Source organism: Nocardiopsis sp. NPDC006139 (assembly GCF_040614155.1).
Taxonomy (GTDB): domain Bacteria; phylum Actinomycetota; class Actinomycetes; order Streptosporangiales; family Streptosporangiaceae; genus Nocardiopsis; species Nocardiopsis changdeensis.
In genome coordinates this window covers 1-17,709 of sequence record NZ_JBEXTT010000029.1, presented here as the reverse complement: position 1 = coordinate 17,709, position 17,709 = coordinate 1, and the positions used below count along the sequence as shown (strand labels likewise).

The 17,709-nt window shown below is 73.2% G+C and carries 16 protein-coding genes and 1 pseudogene; 7 read left to right on the top strand and 10 right to left on the bottom strand.

What is annotated here, in order from left to right; translation table 11 throughout:
• Positions 1–58: 58 nt before the first annotated feature.
• Positions 59–1,414, bottom strand: coding sequence for an ABC transporter substrate-binding protein (locus tag ABZ249_RS28530; RefSeq protein WP_355268999.1), 1,356 nt, complete (start codon positions 1,412–1,414; stop codon positions 59–61).
• A 213-nt stretch (positions 1,415–1,627) separates the two neighbouring features.
• On the opposite strand from ABZ249_RS28530, the gene ABZ249_RS28525 reads away from it, so the two are divergent.
• Positions 1,628–2,719, top strand: a complete 1,092-nt coding sequence (locus ABZ249_RS28525; protein WP_220562882.1) for a Gfo/Idh/MocA family oxidoreductase — start codon at positions 1,628–1,630, stop codon at positions 2,717–2,719.
• Here the strand turns inward: ABZ249_RS28525 and ABZ249_RS28520 are convergent.
• On the bottom strand, positions 2,716–3,327 hold the full coding sequence (locus ABZ249_RS28520; protein ID WP_355268996.1) for a TetR family transcriptional regulator: 612 nt from the start codon (positions 3,325–3,327) through the stop codon (positions 2,716–2,718). The two genes, ABZ249_RS28525 and ABZ249_RS28520, sit on opposite strands and share 4 nt — an antisense overlap.
• 79 nt (positions 3,328–3,406) lie before the next feature.
• Between ABZ249_RS28520 and ABZ249_RS28515 the strand changes: the two genes are divergently transcribed.
• Together ABZ249_RS28515 and ABZ249_RS28510 are read left to right on the top strand one after the other, a co-directional pair.
• The gene (locus ABZ249_RS28515) at positions 3,407–4,615 is read left to right on the top strand and encodes an MFS transporter (RefSeq protein WP_355268994.1); all 1,209 of its coding nucleotides are present in this window, start codon (positions 3,407–3,409) and stop codon (positions 4,613–4,615) included.
• A gap of 92 nt (positions 4,616–4,707) precedes the next feature.
• A complete protein-coding gene (locus ABZ249_RS28510; protein WP_355268992.1) occupies positions 4,708–6,069 on the top strand; it encodes a four-carbon acid sugar kinase family protein in 1,362 nt (453 codons plus the stop codon).
• A gap of 84 nt (positions 6,070–6,153) precedes the next feature.
• On the opposite strand, the gene ABZ249_RS28505 is transcribed toward ABZ249_RS28510, so the two are convergent.
• The 5 genes from ABZ249_RS28505 to ABZ249_RS28485 form a co-directional block, all read right to left on the bottom strand.
• Positions 6,154–7,053: an alpha/beta hydrolase gene (locus tag ABZ249_RS28505; RefSeq protein WP_355268990.1), complete on the bottom strand. Its 900-nt coding sequence runs from the start codon at positions 7,051–7,053 to the stop codon at positions 6,154–6,156.
• Positions 7,054–7,076: 23 nt separating this feature from the next.
• Positions 7,077–7,427 carry a DUF4873 domain-containing protein gene (locus ABZ249_RS28500; protein WP_355268988.1) on the bottom strand — a complete coding sequence of 117 codons (351 nt, stop codon included), beginning with the start codon at positions 7,425–7,427 and terminating at the stop codon, positions 7,077–7,079.
• Positions 7,428–7,442: 15 nt separating this feature from the next.
• Entirely contained in the window at positions 7,443–8,954 is a 1,512-nt protein-coding gene (locus ABZ249_RS28495; protein WP_355268986.1) for an NAD(P)/FAD-dependent oxidoreductase, read from the bottom strand.
• A 257-nt stretch (positions 8,955–9,211) separates the two neighbouring features.
• On the bottom strand, positions 9,212–10,126 hold the full coding sequence (locus ABZ249_RS28490) for a diiron oxygenase (RefSeq protein ID WP_355268984.1): 915 nt from the start codon (positions 10,124–10,126) through the stop codon (positions 9,212–9,214).
• 11 nt (positions 10,127–10,137) lie between these two features.
• Positions 10,138–10,992 (bottom strand): SDR family NAD(P)-dependent oxidoreductase, encoded by an 855-nt coding sequence (locus tag ABZ249_RS28485; RefSeq protein WP_355268982.1) that lies wholly within the window; start codon positions 10,990–10,992, stop codon positions 10,138–10,140.
• A gap of 380 nt (positions 10,993–11,372) precedes the next feature.
• Here ABZ249_RS28485 and ABZ249_RS28480 point away from each other — a divergent pair, with 380 nt between their 5' ends.
• Entirely contained in the window at positions 11,373–12,161 is a 789-nt protein-coding gene (locus ABZ249_RS28480) for a MerR family transcriptional regulator (RefSeq protein WP_355268980.1), read from the top strand.
• A gap of 86 nt (positions 12,162–12,247) precedes the next feature.
• On the opposite strand, the gene ABZ249_RS28475 is transcribed toward ABZ249_RS28480, so the two are convergent.
• Complete coding sequence (locus ABZ249_RS28475; RefSeq protein ID WP_355268978.1) at positions 12,248–13,366, bottom strand: FAD-dependent oxidoreductase; 1,119 nt, start codon at positions 13,364–13,366, stop codon at positions 12,248–12,250.
• Positions 13,363–13,896, bottom strand: coding sequence for a cupin domain-containing protein (locus ABZ249_RS28470; RefSeq protein ID WP_355268976.1), 534 nt, complete (start codon positions 13,894–13,896; stop codon positions 13,363–13,365). The genes ABZ249_RS28475 and ABZ249_RS28470 overlap by 4 nt, the downstream gene beginning before the upstream one ends.
• Before the next feature lie 84 nt (positions 13,897–13,980).
• Between ABZ249_RS28470 and ABZ249_RS28465 the strand changes: the two genes are divergently transcribed.
• The gene (locus ABZ249_RS28465; RefSeq protein WP_355268974.1) at positions 13,981–14,511 is read left to right on the top strand and encodes a MarR family transcriptional regulator; all 531 of its coding nucleotides are present in this window, start codon (positions 13,981–13,983) and stop codon (positions 14,509–14,511) included.
• A gap of 15 nt (positions 14,512–14,526) precedes the next feature.
• Here the strand turns inward: ABZ249_RS28465 and ABZ249_RS28460 are convergent, their stop codons facing one another.
• Positions 14,527–16,299 carry a GMC family oxidoreductase gene (locus ABZ249_RS28460; protein WP_355269092.1) on the bottom strand — a complete coding sequence of 591 codons (1,773 nt, stop codon included), beginning with the start codon at positions 16,297–16,299 and terminating at the stop codon, positions 14,527–14,529.
• Between the two features lie 306 nt (positions 16,300–16,605).
• On the opposite strand from ABZ249_RS28460, the gene ABZ249_RS28455 reads away from it, so the two are divergent.
• Both ABZ249_RS28455 and ABZ249_RS28450 read left to right on the top strand, forming a co-directional pair.
• Positions 16,606–17,253, top strand: coding sequence for a DUF6230 family protein (locus ABZ249_RS28455; RefSeq protein ID WP_355268972.1), 648 nt, complete (start codon positions 16,606–16,608; stop codon positions 17,251–17,253).
• Positions 17,254–17,257: 4 nt separating this feature from the next.
• Positions 17,258–17,635 (top strand): annotated as a pseudogene (locus ABZ249_RS28450) (DUF6114 domain-containing protein); the annotation flags it as partial.
• Positions 17,636–17,709: the final 74 nt, after the last annotated feature.

The window sequence follows — 17,709 nt, the reverse complement described above, 5'->3', positions numbered from 1 at the left end:
GAGGGCCGGAGGGGGACGGGGAGGGGACGGCGGCGGGGCCGCCGTCCCCCCGGGTCCGTTACGGCCAGGCGGACTCGATGGTCTCCAGGACGTCCTCGGTGGAGGTGCCGGTGACCCAGTCGACCATGCCGTTCCAGAACACGTTGGTGCCCACGGAGGAGGGCATCGCGTCACTGCCGTCGAAGTGGAAGACGGTGTCGGGGGACAGCAGCACCTCGGCGGCGAACTGCGAGGCCGGATCCTCGATCACGGACGGGTCCATGTTCCGGTTGGCCGACACCCAGGCGCCCTGGGAGGCGCGGCTGTTGGCGTACTCGGGGGTGGACAGGTACTCGTGGACCGCGGCGACCTCGGGGCGGTCGGCGAAGGGCACGGCGAACTCGCCGCCGCCCATGACCGGGACCTCGGCGCCCGCCTCCATCGGCGGCATGACGAAGCCGTACACGTCGCCGTCCTCGGCGACGGTCACGCCCTCCTCGAACTGCGCGGAGTAGAACGACCCCATCAGGTACATGGCGCAGCCGCCGTCGAGCAGCGGCAGCCCGGCCTCCTGGAAGGAGGTGACGGCGATGCTCTCCACCTCGCCGAAGGTGCCGTTGACGTAGTCGGGGTTGCGGACGATGTCGCCGGCCAGCTCGAACGCCTCGGCGACCTGCGGGTCGTCGAAGGGGATCTCGTGGGAGACCCACTGGTTGTAGACGTCGGTCCCGGCGCTGCGCAGCAGCGCGTTCTCGATCCAGTCGGTGCCGGGCCAGCCGGTGGCGTCGCCGGACTCGAAGCCCACGCACCAGGGCTTGGTGCCGGACTCGGCGATCGTGTCGCTGAGCTCGATCATCTCGTCCCAGGTCTGCGGGACCTCGTAGCCGTTGTCGGCGAAGTAGGTCGGCGAGTACCAGACCATCGACTTCATGTTGGCGCCGTAGGGGGTGCCGTACAGCTCGCCGTCGAAGGTGGCGTAGCCGAGCCAGTCCTCGCCCCAGCCCTCCTCGGCGTTGGCGCGGACCCCGTCGGCGACGGGCACCGCGTAGCCGTCGTCGACGACCCGCTGGAGCAGGCCGGGCTGGGGGATGAGGGCGAGGTCGGGGGCGTTGCCGCCCTCCAGGCGGATGGGCAGCTGGGCCTCGAACTCGCCGCTGCCCTCGTGCTGGATGTCGATGCCGGTGCACGCTTCGAAGTCGGCCCAGGAGCGGTCCATCCGCTCGGCCTCCTCGTCGCGGATGGAGGAGTAGATGCTGACGGTCCCCTCCACGTCCGACCACGCCTCGAAGGGGGCGCAGTCGACGTCGGCGGCGTCCGTGCCGCCCCCGCCGCCTTCACCGCTCAGGTAGGAGCAGCCCGTGGCGAGGAGGACGGCGCTCCCCGCCGCGGCGACCAGCGCCAGGTGACGGCGGTTCCCGGATTCTGTTCTCGGCATGGTTCTCCCTTGTGCGAGGGGACATGTGACTCGGGGCACGTTGAAACATGATGCAATCCGCATTGCATGAAAATGTCTACAAAATCCGCAAATACTTTCGTAACGATGCCGAAACGCCCTGGTCACCGCCCATGACCCGACGTTCTCCCGGGGGTGCGGCACACCGGGGCCGCGCGCTCCCGCGTCCGGGCCCCCGCGCCGTAAATTGGGGACATGTCCAACGCACCGCAGGTCCCCGAGCACGACGGCCCCGAGCTGCACGTCGCCCTCATCGGCTACGGCAAGGGGGGTGAGGTCTTCCACGCCCCGGTCATCGAGGCGGTCCCCGGACTGCGCCTGTCCGCCGTGGTGACCGGGAACCCCGAGCGCGCCCGCACGGTCCGCGAGCGCCACCCGGACGCCACCGTGTACCCGACCGTCGCCGACCTGTGGGCCGACGCCGGGCGCTACGAGATCGCCGTCGTCACCACCCCCAACGACACCCACGCCCCGCTGGCCCGGGCGGCGCTGGAGGCGGGCATGTCCGTGGTGGTGGACAAGCCGTTCGCGCTCACCGCGGGACAGGCCCGCGAGCTCACCGACCTGGCCGAGAAGCTGGGACGGGTGCTCACGGTGTACCAGAACCGCCGGTGGGACGCGGACTTCCTGACCCTGTGGAACCTGGTGGAGGAGGGCGTGCTGGGCCGGGTGCACCGGTTCGAGTCCCGGTTCGAGCGCTGGCGGCCGCGGGCCAAGGGCACCTGGCGCGAGAGCGGCGCGGTGGAGAACGGCGCGGGGCTGCTCTACGACCTGGGCCCGCACCTGATCGACCAGGCGGTGAACCTGTTCGGGCCGGTCTCGTCGGTCTACGCCGAGGTGGACACCCTGCGCGAGGGCGTGCAGGCCGACGACGACGTCTTCCTGTCGCTGCACCACGCCCGGGGCACCCGCTCCCAGCTGTGGATGGGCGCGCTCACCGCCCAGGCCGGCCCGCGCTTCCGGGTGCTGGGCGACGCGGGGGCGTTCACCAGCCACGGCATGGACGGGCAGGAGGCGCGCCTGCTCGCGGGGGAGAGCCCGACCGCCGAGGACTGGGGGGTGCTGCCCGAGTCGGCCTGGGGGCTGCTGGGCGTGGACGGGTCCACCCGGCGGGTGCCCTCGGCCCGGGGCGCCTACCCCGAGTTCTACGCGGGCGTGCGCGACGCGGTGGGGGAGGGCGAGCCGCTGCCGGTGGACCCGCACGAGGTGATCCACGGCCTGGAGGTCATCGAGGCCGCCCGGCGCAGCGCCCGCACGGGCACGGTCGCCGCGCTCCCGGGGCGCTAGGGGGCGTCCGGCGGATCGTTCCGGGTCGCGGAGACCGCGTCGCGGGTGAACCGCACCAGGTGGTCCCGCAGCCGCTCCGGGTCGGGCCCGGAACCGCCCCCGCCGAGCACCAGGCGGGCCAGCTGCGGGGTGATCTGCGGCCACGCGGCCATTCCGATGAGGGTCAGCAGGATCAGCCGCACCTCGGCCTCGGGCACCCCGCCGCCCAGGGCCTCGGAGAGGGAGGCGGTCTTGGCCTCGTAGAGGCGGGCGCGCTCCTCCTCTCCGGGCAGGGGCGAGTCCCCGTAGTGCAGGGCCTCCCAAAGGAAGAGGCGCAGCAGCTCGGGGCGGGCGCGGTGGTAGTCGAAGACGCGCGCGACGTACTCGCCGGGGTCGGCGTCGTCGGTGAGGGTCACGGCGCGGGAGAGCTCGTCCAGGGCGTCCCCGACCACGTGGCGGAAGAGCTGCTCCTTGTCGCCGAAGTGGGCGTAGATGCGCTGCTTGTTGACCCCGGCGCGCTCGGCGATCCGGTCCACCCGGGCCCCGGCGATGCCGTGTGCGGCGAATTCCTCGCGCGCCGCCCGGAGGAGGAGGGCGCGGGTGTTCTCGGTGCGGTCGGCGTTGCGCATCCCCCGATCGTAGGACACCACCAACCGGTTGGTTTCTCGACTGTTGACAACCAACCAGTTGGTTTTTGATGATGGTGCCATGCCCTCACCACAGACCACCGACAGGACCGCCCGAGGCCCGGGAGCGTCCGCGCACCCGCTCGCCGTCCCGGCCCTGGCCGTCACCGGCGTCCTGGTCGTCGGCCAGCTCTACGCGGTCCTCCCCGTCCTGGGACCCGTCGCCGCCGACTGGGATACGGACCGCTCCACCGCGGCCTGGGCGGTGACCGCGTTCGCCGTCGCCTACGCCGCCGGCTTCCTCGCCTGGGGACCGGCCGCCGACCGCTACGGACCGCGCCGGGTGATCCTCCTGGGAGCCCCTGTCACGGCCCTGCTGACGGCCGCTCTCCCGCTGGCCCCCGACGCCGTCTCCGGCCTGGCCCTGCGGGCGCTCCAGGGGCTCGCGGCGGCCTCCTTCGCCCCCGCCGCCTTCGGGTACGTCGCGGCCCGCGTCCCGGCGCACCGCCGGGTCACCGCCATCACCTGGCTCACCAGCTCCTTCCTCGCCTCCGCCGTCATCGGACAGCTCGCCGCCCAGGCGGTCGGCCAGGCCGCGGGCTGGCGCTGGGTGTTCTTCGCCGGCGCGCTCTGCCTGGCCGCGGCGGCGCTGCTCCTGCGGTTCGCGCTGGCCCCCGACGAGGCGCCCGCCGACACCGCCGCCGGAGCCCCCGGCGGCATCCCCGCCCTGCTGCGCACCCCGGGGCTGCCCGTCCTCTACGGCGCCACCGCCACGGTGCTGCTCGGCCTCGTCGCCGTGTACGGCGGGCTGGAACTCGCCGGTCCGGACGGCCCCGCCCCGGACCCGGACGCGCTCCTGGCCCTGCGCGCGGGCGCGCTGCCCGCCATGTTCGCGGTCCCCCTGCTCTCCGGCGTCCTGGCCCGGTCCGCCCCCGAGGCCAGGATCTGCGCCTCCCTGGCCGGGGCGGCGCTCACCGCCGCCCTGCTCGCCCCGTTCGCCGACGCGGGCCCCCTCGCCGCGGGCGTTCTCCTGGCGCTCCTCGCCGGGTGCGTCGCCGTCGCGGCCCCCGCCCTGGTCCAGGCCGTCGGGGCGCGGGCCGGGCGGGCCCGGGCCACCGCCACCGCCCTGTACACCTTCGCGCTGTTCGTCGGGGCGGGCGCGGGACCGCAACTCGCCGCGGCCCTGTCCGGGCGGGGCTTCACCGCCGTCGCGCTGGGCGCGGCCGCGGTCCTCGCCCTGGGCTGCGCCCTCTCCCTGGTGCTCCTGCGCCGCCCGCGGCGGGGGGAGTGAGCCCTTCCGCCGGTGCCGTTCGGCCCCGCGCACGCCCGTACGGGCCTATGTTGGAGGGAGGTTACCCGAGCGTTTCGCCGAAGGAGACTCCCGTGGCCCAGGTCCTCGTGGTCGCAGACGACCTCACCGGTGCCAATGCGACCGGGGCCCGGTTCGCGCGCACCGGGATGCGGGTGGCCACCGTGACCCCCGAGCACGTCAGCCGGGTCGCGGGGGACTACGACGTGGTGGTCGCCAACCTCGACAGCCGGCACGTCCCCGCCGAGCAGGCGGTCGACCTGATCGCCGACGTGGTGGAGGCGGTCTGGCCGGTGGGCCTGGTGGTCAAGCGGACCGACTCGACCCTGCGCGGCAACGTCGGCGCGGAGCTGGAGGCCGCCTACCGGGAGGTGCGCGAGCGGGTGCCCGCGGGGACCCGGGTGCGGGTGCTGCTCGCCCCGGCCTTCCCGGGGAGCGGGCGCACCACCGAGAACGGCGTCCAGCTCCTCAACGGGGTCCCCCTCCAGGACACCGAGCTCGCCCACGACCCGCTGCACCCGATGACCACCGGTGCGGTCGCCGACATCGTGGCCGCCCAGTCCGGCCTGGCCGTCCGGCACGTCCCGGTCCGCCAGGTCACCCAGAGCATGCTCACCGCCGAACTGCTGGCGGGGGACGAGCCGGTGGTGCTGTGCGACGCCACCAGCGAGCAGCACCTCACCGACATCGCCGAGGCCGCCGCGGCCGCCCACCACGACGACGGCACCGTGTGGGTCTCGGTCGACCCGGGGCCCACGGGGGCGCTGCTCGCCTACGCCCTGCGGCTGCGCGGCCAGGCGGGCACCCGCGGGCCCCTGCTGGGGGTGGTGGCCAGCACCACCGACCTGACCCGGCGGCAGCTGGCGACGGTGGCGCGCACCGGCGCGGTCCGCTTCGTGGACCTGGACGCGGTGGCCTTCGCCGATCCCGGCGGGGACCACTCCGACGAGGTCGCGACGGAGCTGACGGAGAAGCTGCTGGCGTCGGGCTTCCCGGACGTGTGCGTGCTGCGGGTGGTCACCACCTCCGAGCGGGTGCGCGCGCTGCCGGGGCGGGTCAGGGCCGAGCTGCCGGTCCGCATCGCCCGGCTGGTCGCGGACACCGTCCAGGAGATCGCCGACAGCACGGGCGCGCACGCCCTGCCCAGCGGGCTGTACCTGACGGGCGGGGACCTGGTCTCGGGGCTGTTCGACGAGCTGGGCGTGCACGCCTTCGACGTGGGCGGCGAGGTGGTCCCCCTGGCGGTCCACGGCCACATCACGGGCGGCCCGCTCGACGGGACGCCGGTGGTGGCCAAGGGCGGCCTGGTGGGCGACGACATCACCCTGGTCGAGTGCCTGGCCAAGCTGCGGCGCGCCGTCCAGGCGCGGCTGCACCAGGTCCACTCGGAGGTCTCCGAGCACGTGGTCCCCACCCTCGTCCACGACCCGGCCTGACCGCCCGGCCGCGCGGCCGCGCGGCCGCGGCCTCCGGCGGGCGGCGGCCCCGGAGCGGCCCGGGAGCGCCGCCCGCCGACGCGGTCAGCGGGCCGGGGATGCGCCCAGGTGGTTCGCGGCCAGCTTCCCGACGCGGTCGGCCAGGACGTCCGGGAACTCCAACGGCCCCATGTGCCCCGCGCCCGGCACCTCCACGACCTCCGCGCAGTCCTGCACCAGGGAGGCGATGTGGTGCGCGTGCCAGGGCGGGGTCATGCGGTCCTCGGCGCCCGCCACGACCACGGTCGGCGCGGAGATCGCGCGGACCGTCGCGTCCAGGTCCAGCCGGTTCATCATGTCGCCCCAGCGGCCGCGCGCGACCGGGTTGCAGGCGTGCACCATGCGCGCGCACAGCCGCACCATGCGCGGGTCGGCCCCCGGGCTCATCGCGATGAACTTCAGCGCGGCCGTGGTCGCCGGGTTGCGCGGGCCCAGCGGCAACGGGGCCCGCAGCGTGAGCGCGGCCGCCGCCGACCGCCCCAGGGCCCTGGGCAGCGGGATCGCGGTGGTCCTCCCGGTCAGCTGCGTGCACCCGGTGTTGGTGAGCAGCACCGCCGCGGCCTTCTCCCGGAAGACCTCGCGGTCCCCCGCGGCCATGACCGTCATCCCGCCCATGCTGTGCCCCGCCACCACGGCGCGCTCGCCGTCCGGGACGGTCGCCGCCAGCACCGCGCACAGGTCGTCGGCCAGCTTCTCCTCCCCGTACCCGGCCGGGGTCAGCGGCACCGGGGTGCGGCCGTGCCCGCGCTGGTCGTACAGCACCACCCGCAGGTCCTCGTCGAGCAGCCGGACCACGGGCCCCCAGGAGGCCAGCGACGTCGCCCAGCAGTGGGAGAACACCACGGTCGGCCCGCTCGCCGGGCCGCGCACCTCCACGTGCAGTTCCGTGCCGTCGTCGGAGACCACCCGCGTCTCGCGGGCCGGGCCCAGGTGTCGGATCGCCATCGGGATACCTCTCGTTCGGGGGTTCAGTCGAGCAGGTCGCTCAGGTCGATCTGCGGGACCGGGTAGGGCGGGGTGCCCGAGCCGCTCACCGGGTGCCCGCCCCACAGGTTGGGCTCGGCCAGGGCCGCCACCCCCTCGTGCCCGTCCGGGGTGCGGATCAGGACGGTGCGAACCCCGCTCTCGTAGGCCGCGGTGACCTCCGGGGAGGGCGACAGCCGCCCCGACCACCGGTAGTCGCCGGTGAGGGGGGAGAAGTGCCCGGCCACGTGGCACTGCGCGGTGATCGGCTCGGCCGAGGGCGCGCCGTCACCGCCGAGGGGGACGAGGCTCACCTCGCCCCGGTACTCCTCTTCGTCGTCGTCGAAACCGCTCATCGCATCCTCCTTCGCTCAGGCGGCCGCGCGGGCGCCGCGGTCGACCCTCAGGTCGTAGTTGTGCGGGTCGAACCAGCGGGTGCGCAGCGCGAAGTCCCAGGTGAAGGTGGGCCACAGGGTGGTGTTGCGCCCCTCCTCGTTGAGGTACCAGCTGTCGCAGCCGCCGGTCACCCAGACGGTGCCCTCCATGCTCCTGGCGACCATCTCGTTGTAGGAGCGCTGCGCCTCCGGGCGCACCTCCAGCCGGTCCAGCCCCTGGCGGCACAGGTACTTGAGCGCCTGGAGGGTGTACCGGATCTGGGCCTCGATCATGAAGACCTGCGAGGTGTGGCCCAGCCCCGTGTTGGGGCCGGCCAGGATGAACGCGTTCGGGAACCCCGCGACCGTGGTGCCGCGGAACGCCTGCACGTTGCTCCCCCAGTGGTCGGCCAGGGACCGCCCCTCGGAGTTGAAGATCCGGTGGGCGACCGGGGGGTCGGTCACGTGGAAGCCGGTGCCCAGGATGATCGTGTCCACCCTGTGCTCGGTCTCCCGCCCCGCGGCGTCCCTGGTGACGACCGAGTCCGGGCGGATCTCCGCGATCCCGTCGGTGACCACGTCCACATTGGGCTGCGCCAGCGCGGGGTAGTAGTCGTTGGACATCAGGATGCGCTTGCACCCGGCGCGGAAGTCCGGGGTGACCTTGGCACGCAGCCCGGGGTCCTTGATGCTGCGGGCGATGTTGGCCCGGCCCAGCCGCTCCACGACCGACAGCAGCCGGGGGTTCTTGGCGAAGCCGAGGATGTAGGTCTCCCGCCCCCAGTAGATGCTCTTGCGGGCGATCTGCTGGGTGAGGGGCAGGTTCCGGTACAGCCAGCTCTCGGCCCTGGTGATGTCGCGGTCGTGCCGGAACATCACCCAGGGCGCGGTGCGCTGGAACAGCGACAGCCGCCCGACCTCGGGCTGGATCCGCGGCACGAACTGGATGGCGGAGGCGCCGGTGCCGATCACGGCCACCCTGCGGCCGGTGAGGTCGTGGCCGTGGTCCCAGTCGGCCGAGTGGAACATCCGGCCCTCGAACGTGTCGATCCCCTTGATGTCCGGCAGGGCCGGGTCGGCGAGGGGGCCGGCGCCGCTGACCAGGAACTGGGCGGTGAACGGCCCCCGGGAGGTCTCGATCCGCCAGCGGTTGCCCGCGGGGTCCCAGTGGGCGGAGAGCACCTCGTGGCCGTAGCGCACGTGCCTGTGGATCCCGTACTCCCCGGCGACCCGCTTGATGTAGGCGAAGATCTCGGGCTGGGGGGAGAAGGTCCGGCTCCAGGCGGGGTTGGGCGCGAAGGAGAAGGAGTACAGGTGCGAGGGGACGTCGCAGGCCGCACCCGGGTAGGAGTTGTCGCGCCAGGTGCCGCCGACGTCGTCGGCCCGCTCCAGGACCACGAAGTCCCTCGGGTCCCGCAGCCCTGCCTGCTTGAGCCGGACGGCCATGCCGAGCCCGGCGAACCCGGACCCGATGATGGCCACCCGGAAGTGCGGTGGTGCGTCGGTCACTGTCGATCCCTTCGTGCGACCGGCCCGCGCGAGGGGTCCGCTGCGGGCCGGGGGGTGTGGTCCCCCGGGGGCGTGGCGCGTTACGCCCCCGGGGGAGTGCCGCCCCGGAGGGAGGTGGCGCGTTCCGCCCTCCGGGGAGCCGACTCCCGGGAGCGTGGCGCGTACGCCCCCGGGAGGCCGGGTCCGCCGTCGGAAGGCGTGGCGCGTTCGCCTTCCGACGGCGGGGTCTGGGGTGGGCGCCGGGGCGCCCGGGGAGGTCAGCGGCCCAGCAGGCCGGCCTTCTTCCAGAAGTAGCGGCCCAGGCCGGTGATGGCCCCGGCGGTGTCGAGCGTGCCGACGACCTTGCGGGCCGCCCAGGTCTTGGTGTCGGTCCAGTGCGGGTTGGCGTGCGCGGCCCTGTAGGCCTCGCGGGGGTCCAGCCCGACCTGCTCGTAGACCTTGGGGTTGATCAGGCGGGTCGCCGAGTAGTAGGTGACCAGGCCCAGCACGACCTTGCTGTAGGCCTTGTTGAGGGTGCCGCGCCGGACCCAGTCGCGCTGGAACTCCTCGCGGGCGTAGCGCATGTGCCGCGCCTCCTCGGTCACGTGGATGCGCGCGACCGAGCGGACCAGGGGCAGGATCTGCTCGTCCGGGATCGCCTCCCGCTGGAGCTGGTCCAGGACCTCCTCGACGAACAGGGCGCCGGCGAAGATCAGCGGGCCGTGGGCGATCGCCTTGAAGAGGCGGCCCAGGTGGTAGGCGACCGGGTCGAGCCGGTGGGTGTGCCAGCCGAGCTTCTCCACCATCTTCGCGAACATGACCGTGTGGCGGCACTCGTCGGCGATCTCGGTGTAGGCGTACTGGACGTGCAGCGTGGTGGGGTCGTTGCGGTACGCGTGCCGCACCAGCATCTGCATGAGGATGGTCTCGAACCAGATGCCGATGGTCGCGACGCTGGCGACCTCCAGGCGGCTGAGCTCCTTGCGCTTCTCCTCGCTCAGGGAGTCCCACAGCGGGGTCCCGTAGATGGAGATCCGCTCGGGGCGGATGGCCCACATGTCGGGGTCGACCGGGGCGTCCCAGTCGATCTCGACCAGCGGGTCGAAGGAGGCCTTGGCCGATCCGCGCAGGAGGCGCTTGGCGATGTCCTCCCGGTCGGTGATCTTGGGCTTGGCGGTGATCTCTGCGGTCATTCTCGTCCTCCTCAGGACGCCGTCGGCTGGGGTACGGGGCTGCCGTGACGTGCGTGGAGTCCCCGGGCGATCTCCGCGTCGGCGAAGGCGCCGCCGGCGAGGAGCAGACCGATCCGCAAGTCGACGATCTGCTCCGTGGTGCCGGGGAAGTGCCGGAACAGGTGCAGTCCGGCGGTTCCGAGCGCGGTGGAGGCCACGTCGCGCGGTGCGTGCCTGGCCCCGGCGGCCCGGACCACGGCCATGACGGTGTCGCGTTCGGTCTCGGCGGGGACGAGGCCGTCGAGCGCGACGCCGGTGGCACGGGAGCTGTTGTGGATCGGGGTGTCCACGTAGCCGGGGTAGACGGTGGTGACCCCGATGTGGGAGCCGTACTCGGCGCGCAGGCAGTCCGCGTAGGCGGTGACGGCGCGCTTGGACACCGTGTAGGCGCCGGCGAACGGCAACTGGAGGTTGGCGAGCAGGGACGCGGTGATGACGACGCGGCCGCGGCTGCGGAGGAGGGCGGGCACGGCGGCCGCGGTGACCCGCCAGGTGCCCAGCAGGTTGACCTCCAGGGCCTGGTGGACGTGGACGTCCGGGGCCTGGCCGACGTCGACGGCCGGGCCGACGCCCGCGTAGTGGATGAGCAGGTCCAGCCGGCCGTCGAGGCGTTCGAGGGCCTCGGCGATGCCCTGGCGCACCTGCTCGTCGTCGGTGATGTCGCAGCCGATGACGCCGGGGGCGGGCTTGCGGTCGATGCCGATGACGTTCACGCCGAGGTGCCGCAGGACGGCCACCGTGGCGCTGCCGAAGGCCCCGGAGGCGCCGGTGACGATGGCGTTCAGGCCTGGCAGCCTGCGCAGATGGCGCGGCAAGGGGGTCGTCATGTGATCTCCTCCACAGTCATTGCCGGAACGTTACAACGAGCATTGTCACAATGCAATGGGGTGAAGCCGGAAATTTACTCGCGAGTAGGTTCACCGTCCGTCGCCCCCGGTGTGCGTGGCGTGCCGGAGGTCGGGGTGTCGTGGTGGAGGGTTTCGGGTGGCCGAGAAGAGGGATTGGGGAAGTCCTCGCGTGGCCGAAGGAACGCGGTGTGCTGCGGAACCGCGATCCGATCCGGCGGAGGGATGTTCCCCCTCGGGGTGGATGTGCGGGTTCTTGCACTCGTGTCGCAAACCTGACAACGTCTGTTGTCATGGTCGTTAGCGCCCGCACCGGGAAGATACTGACAAGTAACGTTCGAGGGTGTCTCTAGGCTGGAGCCATGGCCGAATACCGTATAGACGAACTCGCCCGGCTGGCCGATACGACGGTGCGCAACGTCCGGGTGTACCAGGACCGGGGGCTGCTCGCCCCGCCCCGCCGTGAGGGCCGCGTGGGCATCTACTCCGAGGCGCACCTGGCACGTCTGCGGCTGATCGGCCAGCTGCTGCGGCGCGGGTACACCTTCGCCAACATCGGCGAGATGTTCCAGGTCTGGGAGCGCGGCGGCGACCTCTCCGACATCCTCGGCTTCGAGTCGGCGATCGGCGACGCCTGGAGCGACGAGATCGCCGACTACCTCACCCTGGGCGACCTGCGCGAACTGTTCGGCAAGGGGGTGAACCCCAAGACCATAAAGCGCGCACTGGACCTGGGGGTGATCGAGCGCGACGGCCTGCGCTTCCGGGTGCCCAGCCCCCGCCTGCTGCACGCCGGCGTCGAGCTGGTGCGCATGGGCATGACCGTGGGCTCCGTGCTCGACATCGCCGAGAACCTGCGCGACAAGATCGGCCACGTCGCCGAGCACATGACGCGCCTGGTCGCCGACCACATCATCGCCGAGTACGCCCCCGGCACGGTGCTGCGCACCGAGGACCCGGCCGAGGTCGCCGAGGTCATCCGCAAGGTCCGCCCCCTGGCCCAGCAGGCCGTGGACGCGGTGCTGGCCCAGGAGATGGCCGTCCAGCTCACCAACGTCATGGGCGAGCACTTCGCCGACGCCATGGAGCTGCTCAACAACGAGCGCGACCGGCTCCCCGTCCCCGCCCCCGCCCCCGACGCGCAGGGCTGACCCCCGCCCCGCGCCGACCCCCTCCGCGCAGACCCCGCCGGCCCGGCCGCGGACGCTCCCCGTCCGCGGCCGGGCCCGCACCCTCCTCAGGCCGAGACCGGGATCCAGGGATGCCGCTGGGCCAGGTACGCCCCCCGGACCATCGCCTCCTTGTAGACGGCGGCCGCACGCCCGGTCAGGATCCGTTCGACCGGCGAGTCGTCCGCGCGCACGAACTGGATGAGCCCCCGCCGCCGCCCCAGGCTGAGGCACTGGTTGAAGTAGCGGAACCGCATCGGCCGCACCGGCCGCCCCGCCAGGCGCGCGGCCATCGACCGCACGGCGTGCTGCGCCCCCGGGATGCCCGTGGCGCAGGCCATGCGCAGCTCCCGGCCGTCGGACCGGCGGGCGGCGGCCGCGTCCCCGACCCCGTAGACCTCGGGGTGGGAGACCGAGCGGAGCCCCTCGTCCACCACCATCCGCCCGGTCCCGGTGACCTCCAGCCCGGCCGCGCCGGCCAGTTCCGGGACCCGGAACCCGGCCGTCCACACCGTGGTGTCGGCGGGCACGAGCCGCCCGTCGGCGCGCACCGGCCCCTCGGGTGGGACCTCCGCCACCGGGGAGCCCTCGTGGACGCGCACCCCCAGGTCGGCGAGGACGCTCCGCAGGTAGCGGGCGCCCCGGGCGGACAGGTCCGCGCCCGCGGCGCGCCCGGTGACCAGGTGGACTTCCAGCTCCGGGCGGGTCTCGGCGAGTTCGGTGACGGCCTCCAGCCCGGTCAGCCCGCCGCCGACGACGGCCACCGACCGGGCGCCCGCCAGCCGGGCGCGCAACCGGTCCCCGTGGTCGGCCTCGTTGACGGAGTGCAGGTGGTCGGGAAACGGGCCGGGGCCCACCCCCGGCGGGCGCCCGGACCGGCTGCCCAGGGCGTTGACCAGGAGGTCGTAGCCGAGCGGGCCCGCGCCGCGCAGGGACACGGTGCGCCGGTCCGGGTCCAGGGACTCCACCCGGTCCACGACCAGGTCGACCCCGGTGCCCGCGAGCAGGGCGGACAGCGGGCGGGGCGGCAGGGCCTGCCCGCTCGCCCACTGGTGCAGGCGGACGCGTTCCACGAACCGGTCGCGCTCGTTGACCAGGGTCACCCGCACCCCGGGCAGGCGGTCGGCCAGCTTGGCGGCGACCAGGCCGGTGTACCCGGCACCCAGGACGACGACGTGGGTGCTCATCGGCCGCTCCCCGCCGGGAACACCACCAGGGGAGCGGGGTGTCCGGCCGCGACCAGGTGTTCCTTCCACACGGTGCTCACCGTGAAGTGGTTGTCGAACCTCTCCCGGGTGTCCAGGATCCGCTGCGGATCCTCCAGCCCGCGCCGTACCCGGTCGGCGATGCGGAAGTAGTCGAACCGGTCGGTGGCCGGGCTCTTGGCGATCAGGACGTCCGCGGGGGCGTCGGCCGGGGTGGCCCAGGCGTGCACCGCCCCCGCCGGGACCAGGAGCACGTCGCCCGCGGCCAGGGCGACGACCTCCTCGTCGACCAGGACGTCCAGCGCCCCGTCCAGCAGGAAGAAGGTCTCGGGGGCGCGGCGGTGGTAGTGCGGGGGCGGCCCGGCGGTCCCGGGGGACAGGCGGGTGCGCACGGCGTTCAGGGCCGAGCCCGTATGGTGCGCGTCCAGCAGCAGGGTGGTCGTGTCGGCTCCGGCTCCGAGGGTCTCGGCCTCGGCGCCCCGCACCAGCAGGGGGCGGGTGGGAAGGGGCATGGCTCGCTCCTTTTGGTTTGTCGCCTTATAGTAAGCGAATTGATAGTAAGTCAGCTAACTATCAGAGGTCAATAAAATCCCCCCATGAACGATCGCCCCGTAGCCGACGGCCCCGCCGACCCCATGGACACCATCGCCGCGCAGTGGCGGCGTGAGCGCCCCGACCTGGACCTCTCCGCGCTGGGGGTGCTGGGGCGGCTGTCCCGGGCCGCCGCCCTCGTCTCCGAGCGGGTCGACGCCGTCCTGGCCGAGCACGGCCTCCGCGGAGGCGAGTTCGACGTCCTGGCGGCCCTGCGCCGGGCGGGGGAGCCCTACACGCTCATCCCCTCGGAGCTGGCGGACACCCTGATGATGACCCGGGCGGGCATGACCGGGCGGATCGACCGCCTGGAGCGGGCCGGGCTGGTGGAGCGGCGGATCGACCCCGCCGACCGGCGCAGCTTCCTGGTCGCGCTCACCGCCGAGGGCCTGCGGGCGATCGACGGGGTGCTGGCCGACCACGCCGACAACCTGGCGCGGATCACCGGTGTACTGGACCCGGAGACCGCGGACGGGCTCGACCGGGCCCTGCGCCTGATGCTGCGCGGGCTGGAGGGCTCCCCCGGGGCCGGGTGACCCCGGGGGAGGCGCTCAGGAGCCGGCGGCCCGGGCGTCCCCGGCCGACTTCTCCACGGGGGCGGGCTCGACGACGGTCAGCGGTAGCGGGGTGGTGTACCGCAGCTCCGCGAAGGCGCCCGCGGGCACCGCGGGGGAGCGCGGGAACACCGGCTTCACCCGGCGGTAGCCCTCCCCCTGGGCCGGGCGGGCGTCCTCCTCGCCCTTGTTGGGCCACATCGACAGCGCGCGCTCGGCCTGCGCGGTGATCGTCAGCGACGGGTTCACGCCCAGGTTCGCGGTGACCGCCGCCCCGTCCACCACGTGCAGGTCCGGGTACCCGAACAGGCGGTGGTACGGGTCGATGACACCGTTCTCGGCGCTGTCGCCGATCGGGCAGCCGCCCAGGAAGTGCGCGGTCATCGGGATGTTGAAGACGTCGCCGACGGTGCCGCCCGGGTAGCCGTCGATCCGCTCGGCCAGCCGGGTGGCCACGTCCTGCCCCGCCGGGATCCAGGTGGGGTTGGGCTCGCCGTGCCCCTGCCGGGAGGTGAGCTTCTTCCCCCCGCCGAACAGCCCCTTCTTGACCGACGTGGTGAGCGAGTTGTCCAGCGACTGCATCACCAGGCCGATGATGATCCGCTCCGACCAGCGCCGGTTGGAGAAGCTGCGGGCGAACACCACCGGGTGGCGGACCGCCCGGCCCAGGAACCGCGCCCAGCGGGGGACGCGGCCGCCGCCCGGCACCTGGATGGCGGTGAGCAGGCCCATCGCGTTGGAGCCCTTGCCGTAGCGGACCGGTTCGATGTGGGTGTTCTCGTCGGGGTGGATGGAGGAGGTGATGGCCACGCCGTGGGTCAGGTCCTCCCGCCACGGCACGTGGCGGCTCATCGCCCCCACCAGGGCCTCGGAGTTGGTGCGGGTGAGCGTGCCCAGCCGGTCCGACAGCCGGGGCAGCAGCCCGGCGTCCTTCATCCGGTGCAGGAGGGTCTGGGTGTTGTAGGTCCCGGCCGCGACGACGACCTGGCGGGCGGTGAACGTGCGGGCGTTCTCCCGGCGCCGGGGTGCGTCGGTGCGCAGGGCGTCGACGGCGTACCCGCCGTCGGCCAGGGGGCGGATGCGCTCCACCGTGGTCAGGGGGTGCACCTCGGCGCCCCCGCGCTCCGCGAAGTACAGGTAGTTCTCGGTCAGCGTGTTCTTGGCACCGTGCCGGCAGCCGGTCATGCACTCGCCGCACTCCAGGCAGGCCCTGCGCTCCGGTCCGGCCCCGCCGAAGTACGGGTCGCCCACGGACTCGCCCGGGGCGGCCTCGGCCCCCGAACCGTCCTCGCCGTCGCCGAAGCAGACGCCGACCGGGGTCAGCCGGAAGGTGTGGCCCACGCCGATCTCGTCGGCGACCGCCTTGAGGTGGCGGTCGGAGGCGGTGACGGTGGGGTTGGTGCGCACGCCCAGCATGCGCCGGGCCTGGTCGTAGAAGGGCGCCAGCTCCGACTTCCAGTCGGTGATGTGGCGCCACTGCGGGTCCTCGAAGAACGGGTCCAGCGGGTGGTACAGCGTGTTGGCGTAGTTGAGGGAACCGCCGCCGACCCCGGCGCCGGCCAGGATCATCACGTCGCGCAGCAGGTGGATCCGCTGGATGCCGTAGAGCCCGGCCCGCGGAGCCCAGAGGAAGTTCTTCACGTCCCAGGACGAGGACGGCAGGGTCTCGGGGGTGAAACGGCGCCCTGCTTCCAGGACGCCGACACGGTAGCCCTTCTCGGTGAGGCGGAGGGCACTGACCGATCCGCCGAAGCCGGATCCGATCACCACGACGTCGTAGTCGAAGCGGTCGTCCTCGGTCGGTCCGGTGGCCTTGTCGGGGGTGGCGGGGGAGTCCGCGTTGCGCTCTCGGGGCACGTGCTGGTCTCGCTATCAGGTCGGTTGCGGTCGGCCCGAGGTGCGCCGGCCACGGGTCCGCAACATTCTTTGCGCCATCTAGAATTGTGACAATAACTATTGTAATGTTCGTCACTACCGCCGAGTAAGGTGTGTTCCATGTAACACGCGAGGCGTGCATCGGCGCAAGTTCCTCTCCCCCACGCCGCCTCCCGGGGCGGCGGACCACTGGAGGTTTCCATGCCCAAGGCTTCCGAGGAGACGCCTGAGGTGTCCCAGGACGCGCCTGAGCAGCACGAAGGCCCGCGTGGCACCCGCTGGCGCCGCTTCGCCCTCGTGGCGGTGCCCGGCTTCGCCGCCGCGGCCGTGCTCGGCGGGATGACCACGCAGGGCCTGCTCGCCGCCTCGTTCGCCGTCTCCGGCGACAGCTTCAAGCTCTCCGCCGACAGCCTGGTCGGCAACGGCTTCACCCAGTACGGCGACGTCGCCACCTCCGTGGACGGCACCGGGCGCCCGGTGGGCCTGTCGGCGATCAACACCGCCGAGATCGACAATCTCTGCCTGTCCTCGCTCTGGGACCTGCCGATCGGCGAGGCCACCCTGGTCATCACCGCGGGGGAGGCCACCCCGGTCGAGGGCACCAACCTGGTCATCGACATCGAGCAGCTCCAGGGCAACGCCGAGTTCGGCGAGATCGAGATCGGCCGGGACGCCAGCACCCTCGACAGGGCCGAGGGCGGCCAGGGCCCCGCGGGCGGCTTCGGCCTCCAGTCCGAGAGCATCACGATCTCCGACATGGAACTGACCACCTGGGCCGTCACCTCCGGCTCCCTGCGCCTGTCCGGGCTGGGGCTGGCGGTCAAGCCCGGAAACCACGAGTGCTTCTGATCCCATGACCCGTGCACTGACCCTCCTGCGCTCGGGATGGGGACGGTTCCGCGAGTGGCGGCACGGCCGCCCGTTCTGGGGCGGCGTCATCCTCATCGCGGCCGGGGTCGAGCTGCTGGTCGCCCCGGCCGCCCAGACCCTCGTCCTCCCGATCGACCTGATCATCTACGCCGGCATCGCCGGCGTCTCCGGCACCCTCATCGCGGCGCTCTTGATCGTGCTCGGCGTGCTGAGCTGGCTCCAGCCGGCCCAGAACACGTTCTTCGGAGTGGTCGGGGTCCTGCTCGCCCTGGTGACCTTCGTGACCTCCAACTTCGGCGGGTTCGTCATCGGCATGCTGCTCGGCATCGTCGGCGGGTCGCTCGTGTTCGCGTGGGGTCCCAGGACCCGTGGGGGGCCCCCCCGGGGCCCCCCCCGCGGGGGGGGGGGGTAATCAAAACAACAAAAAAAAAACAA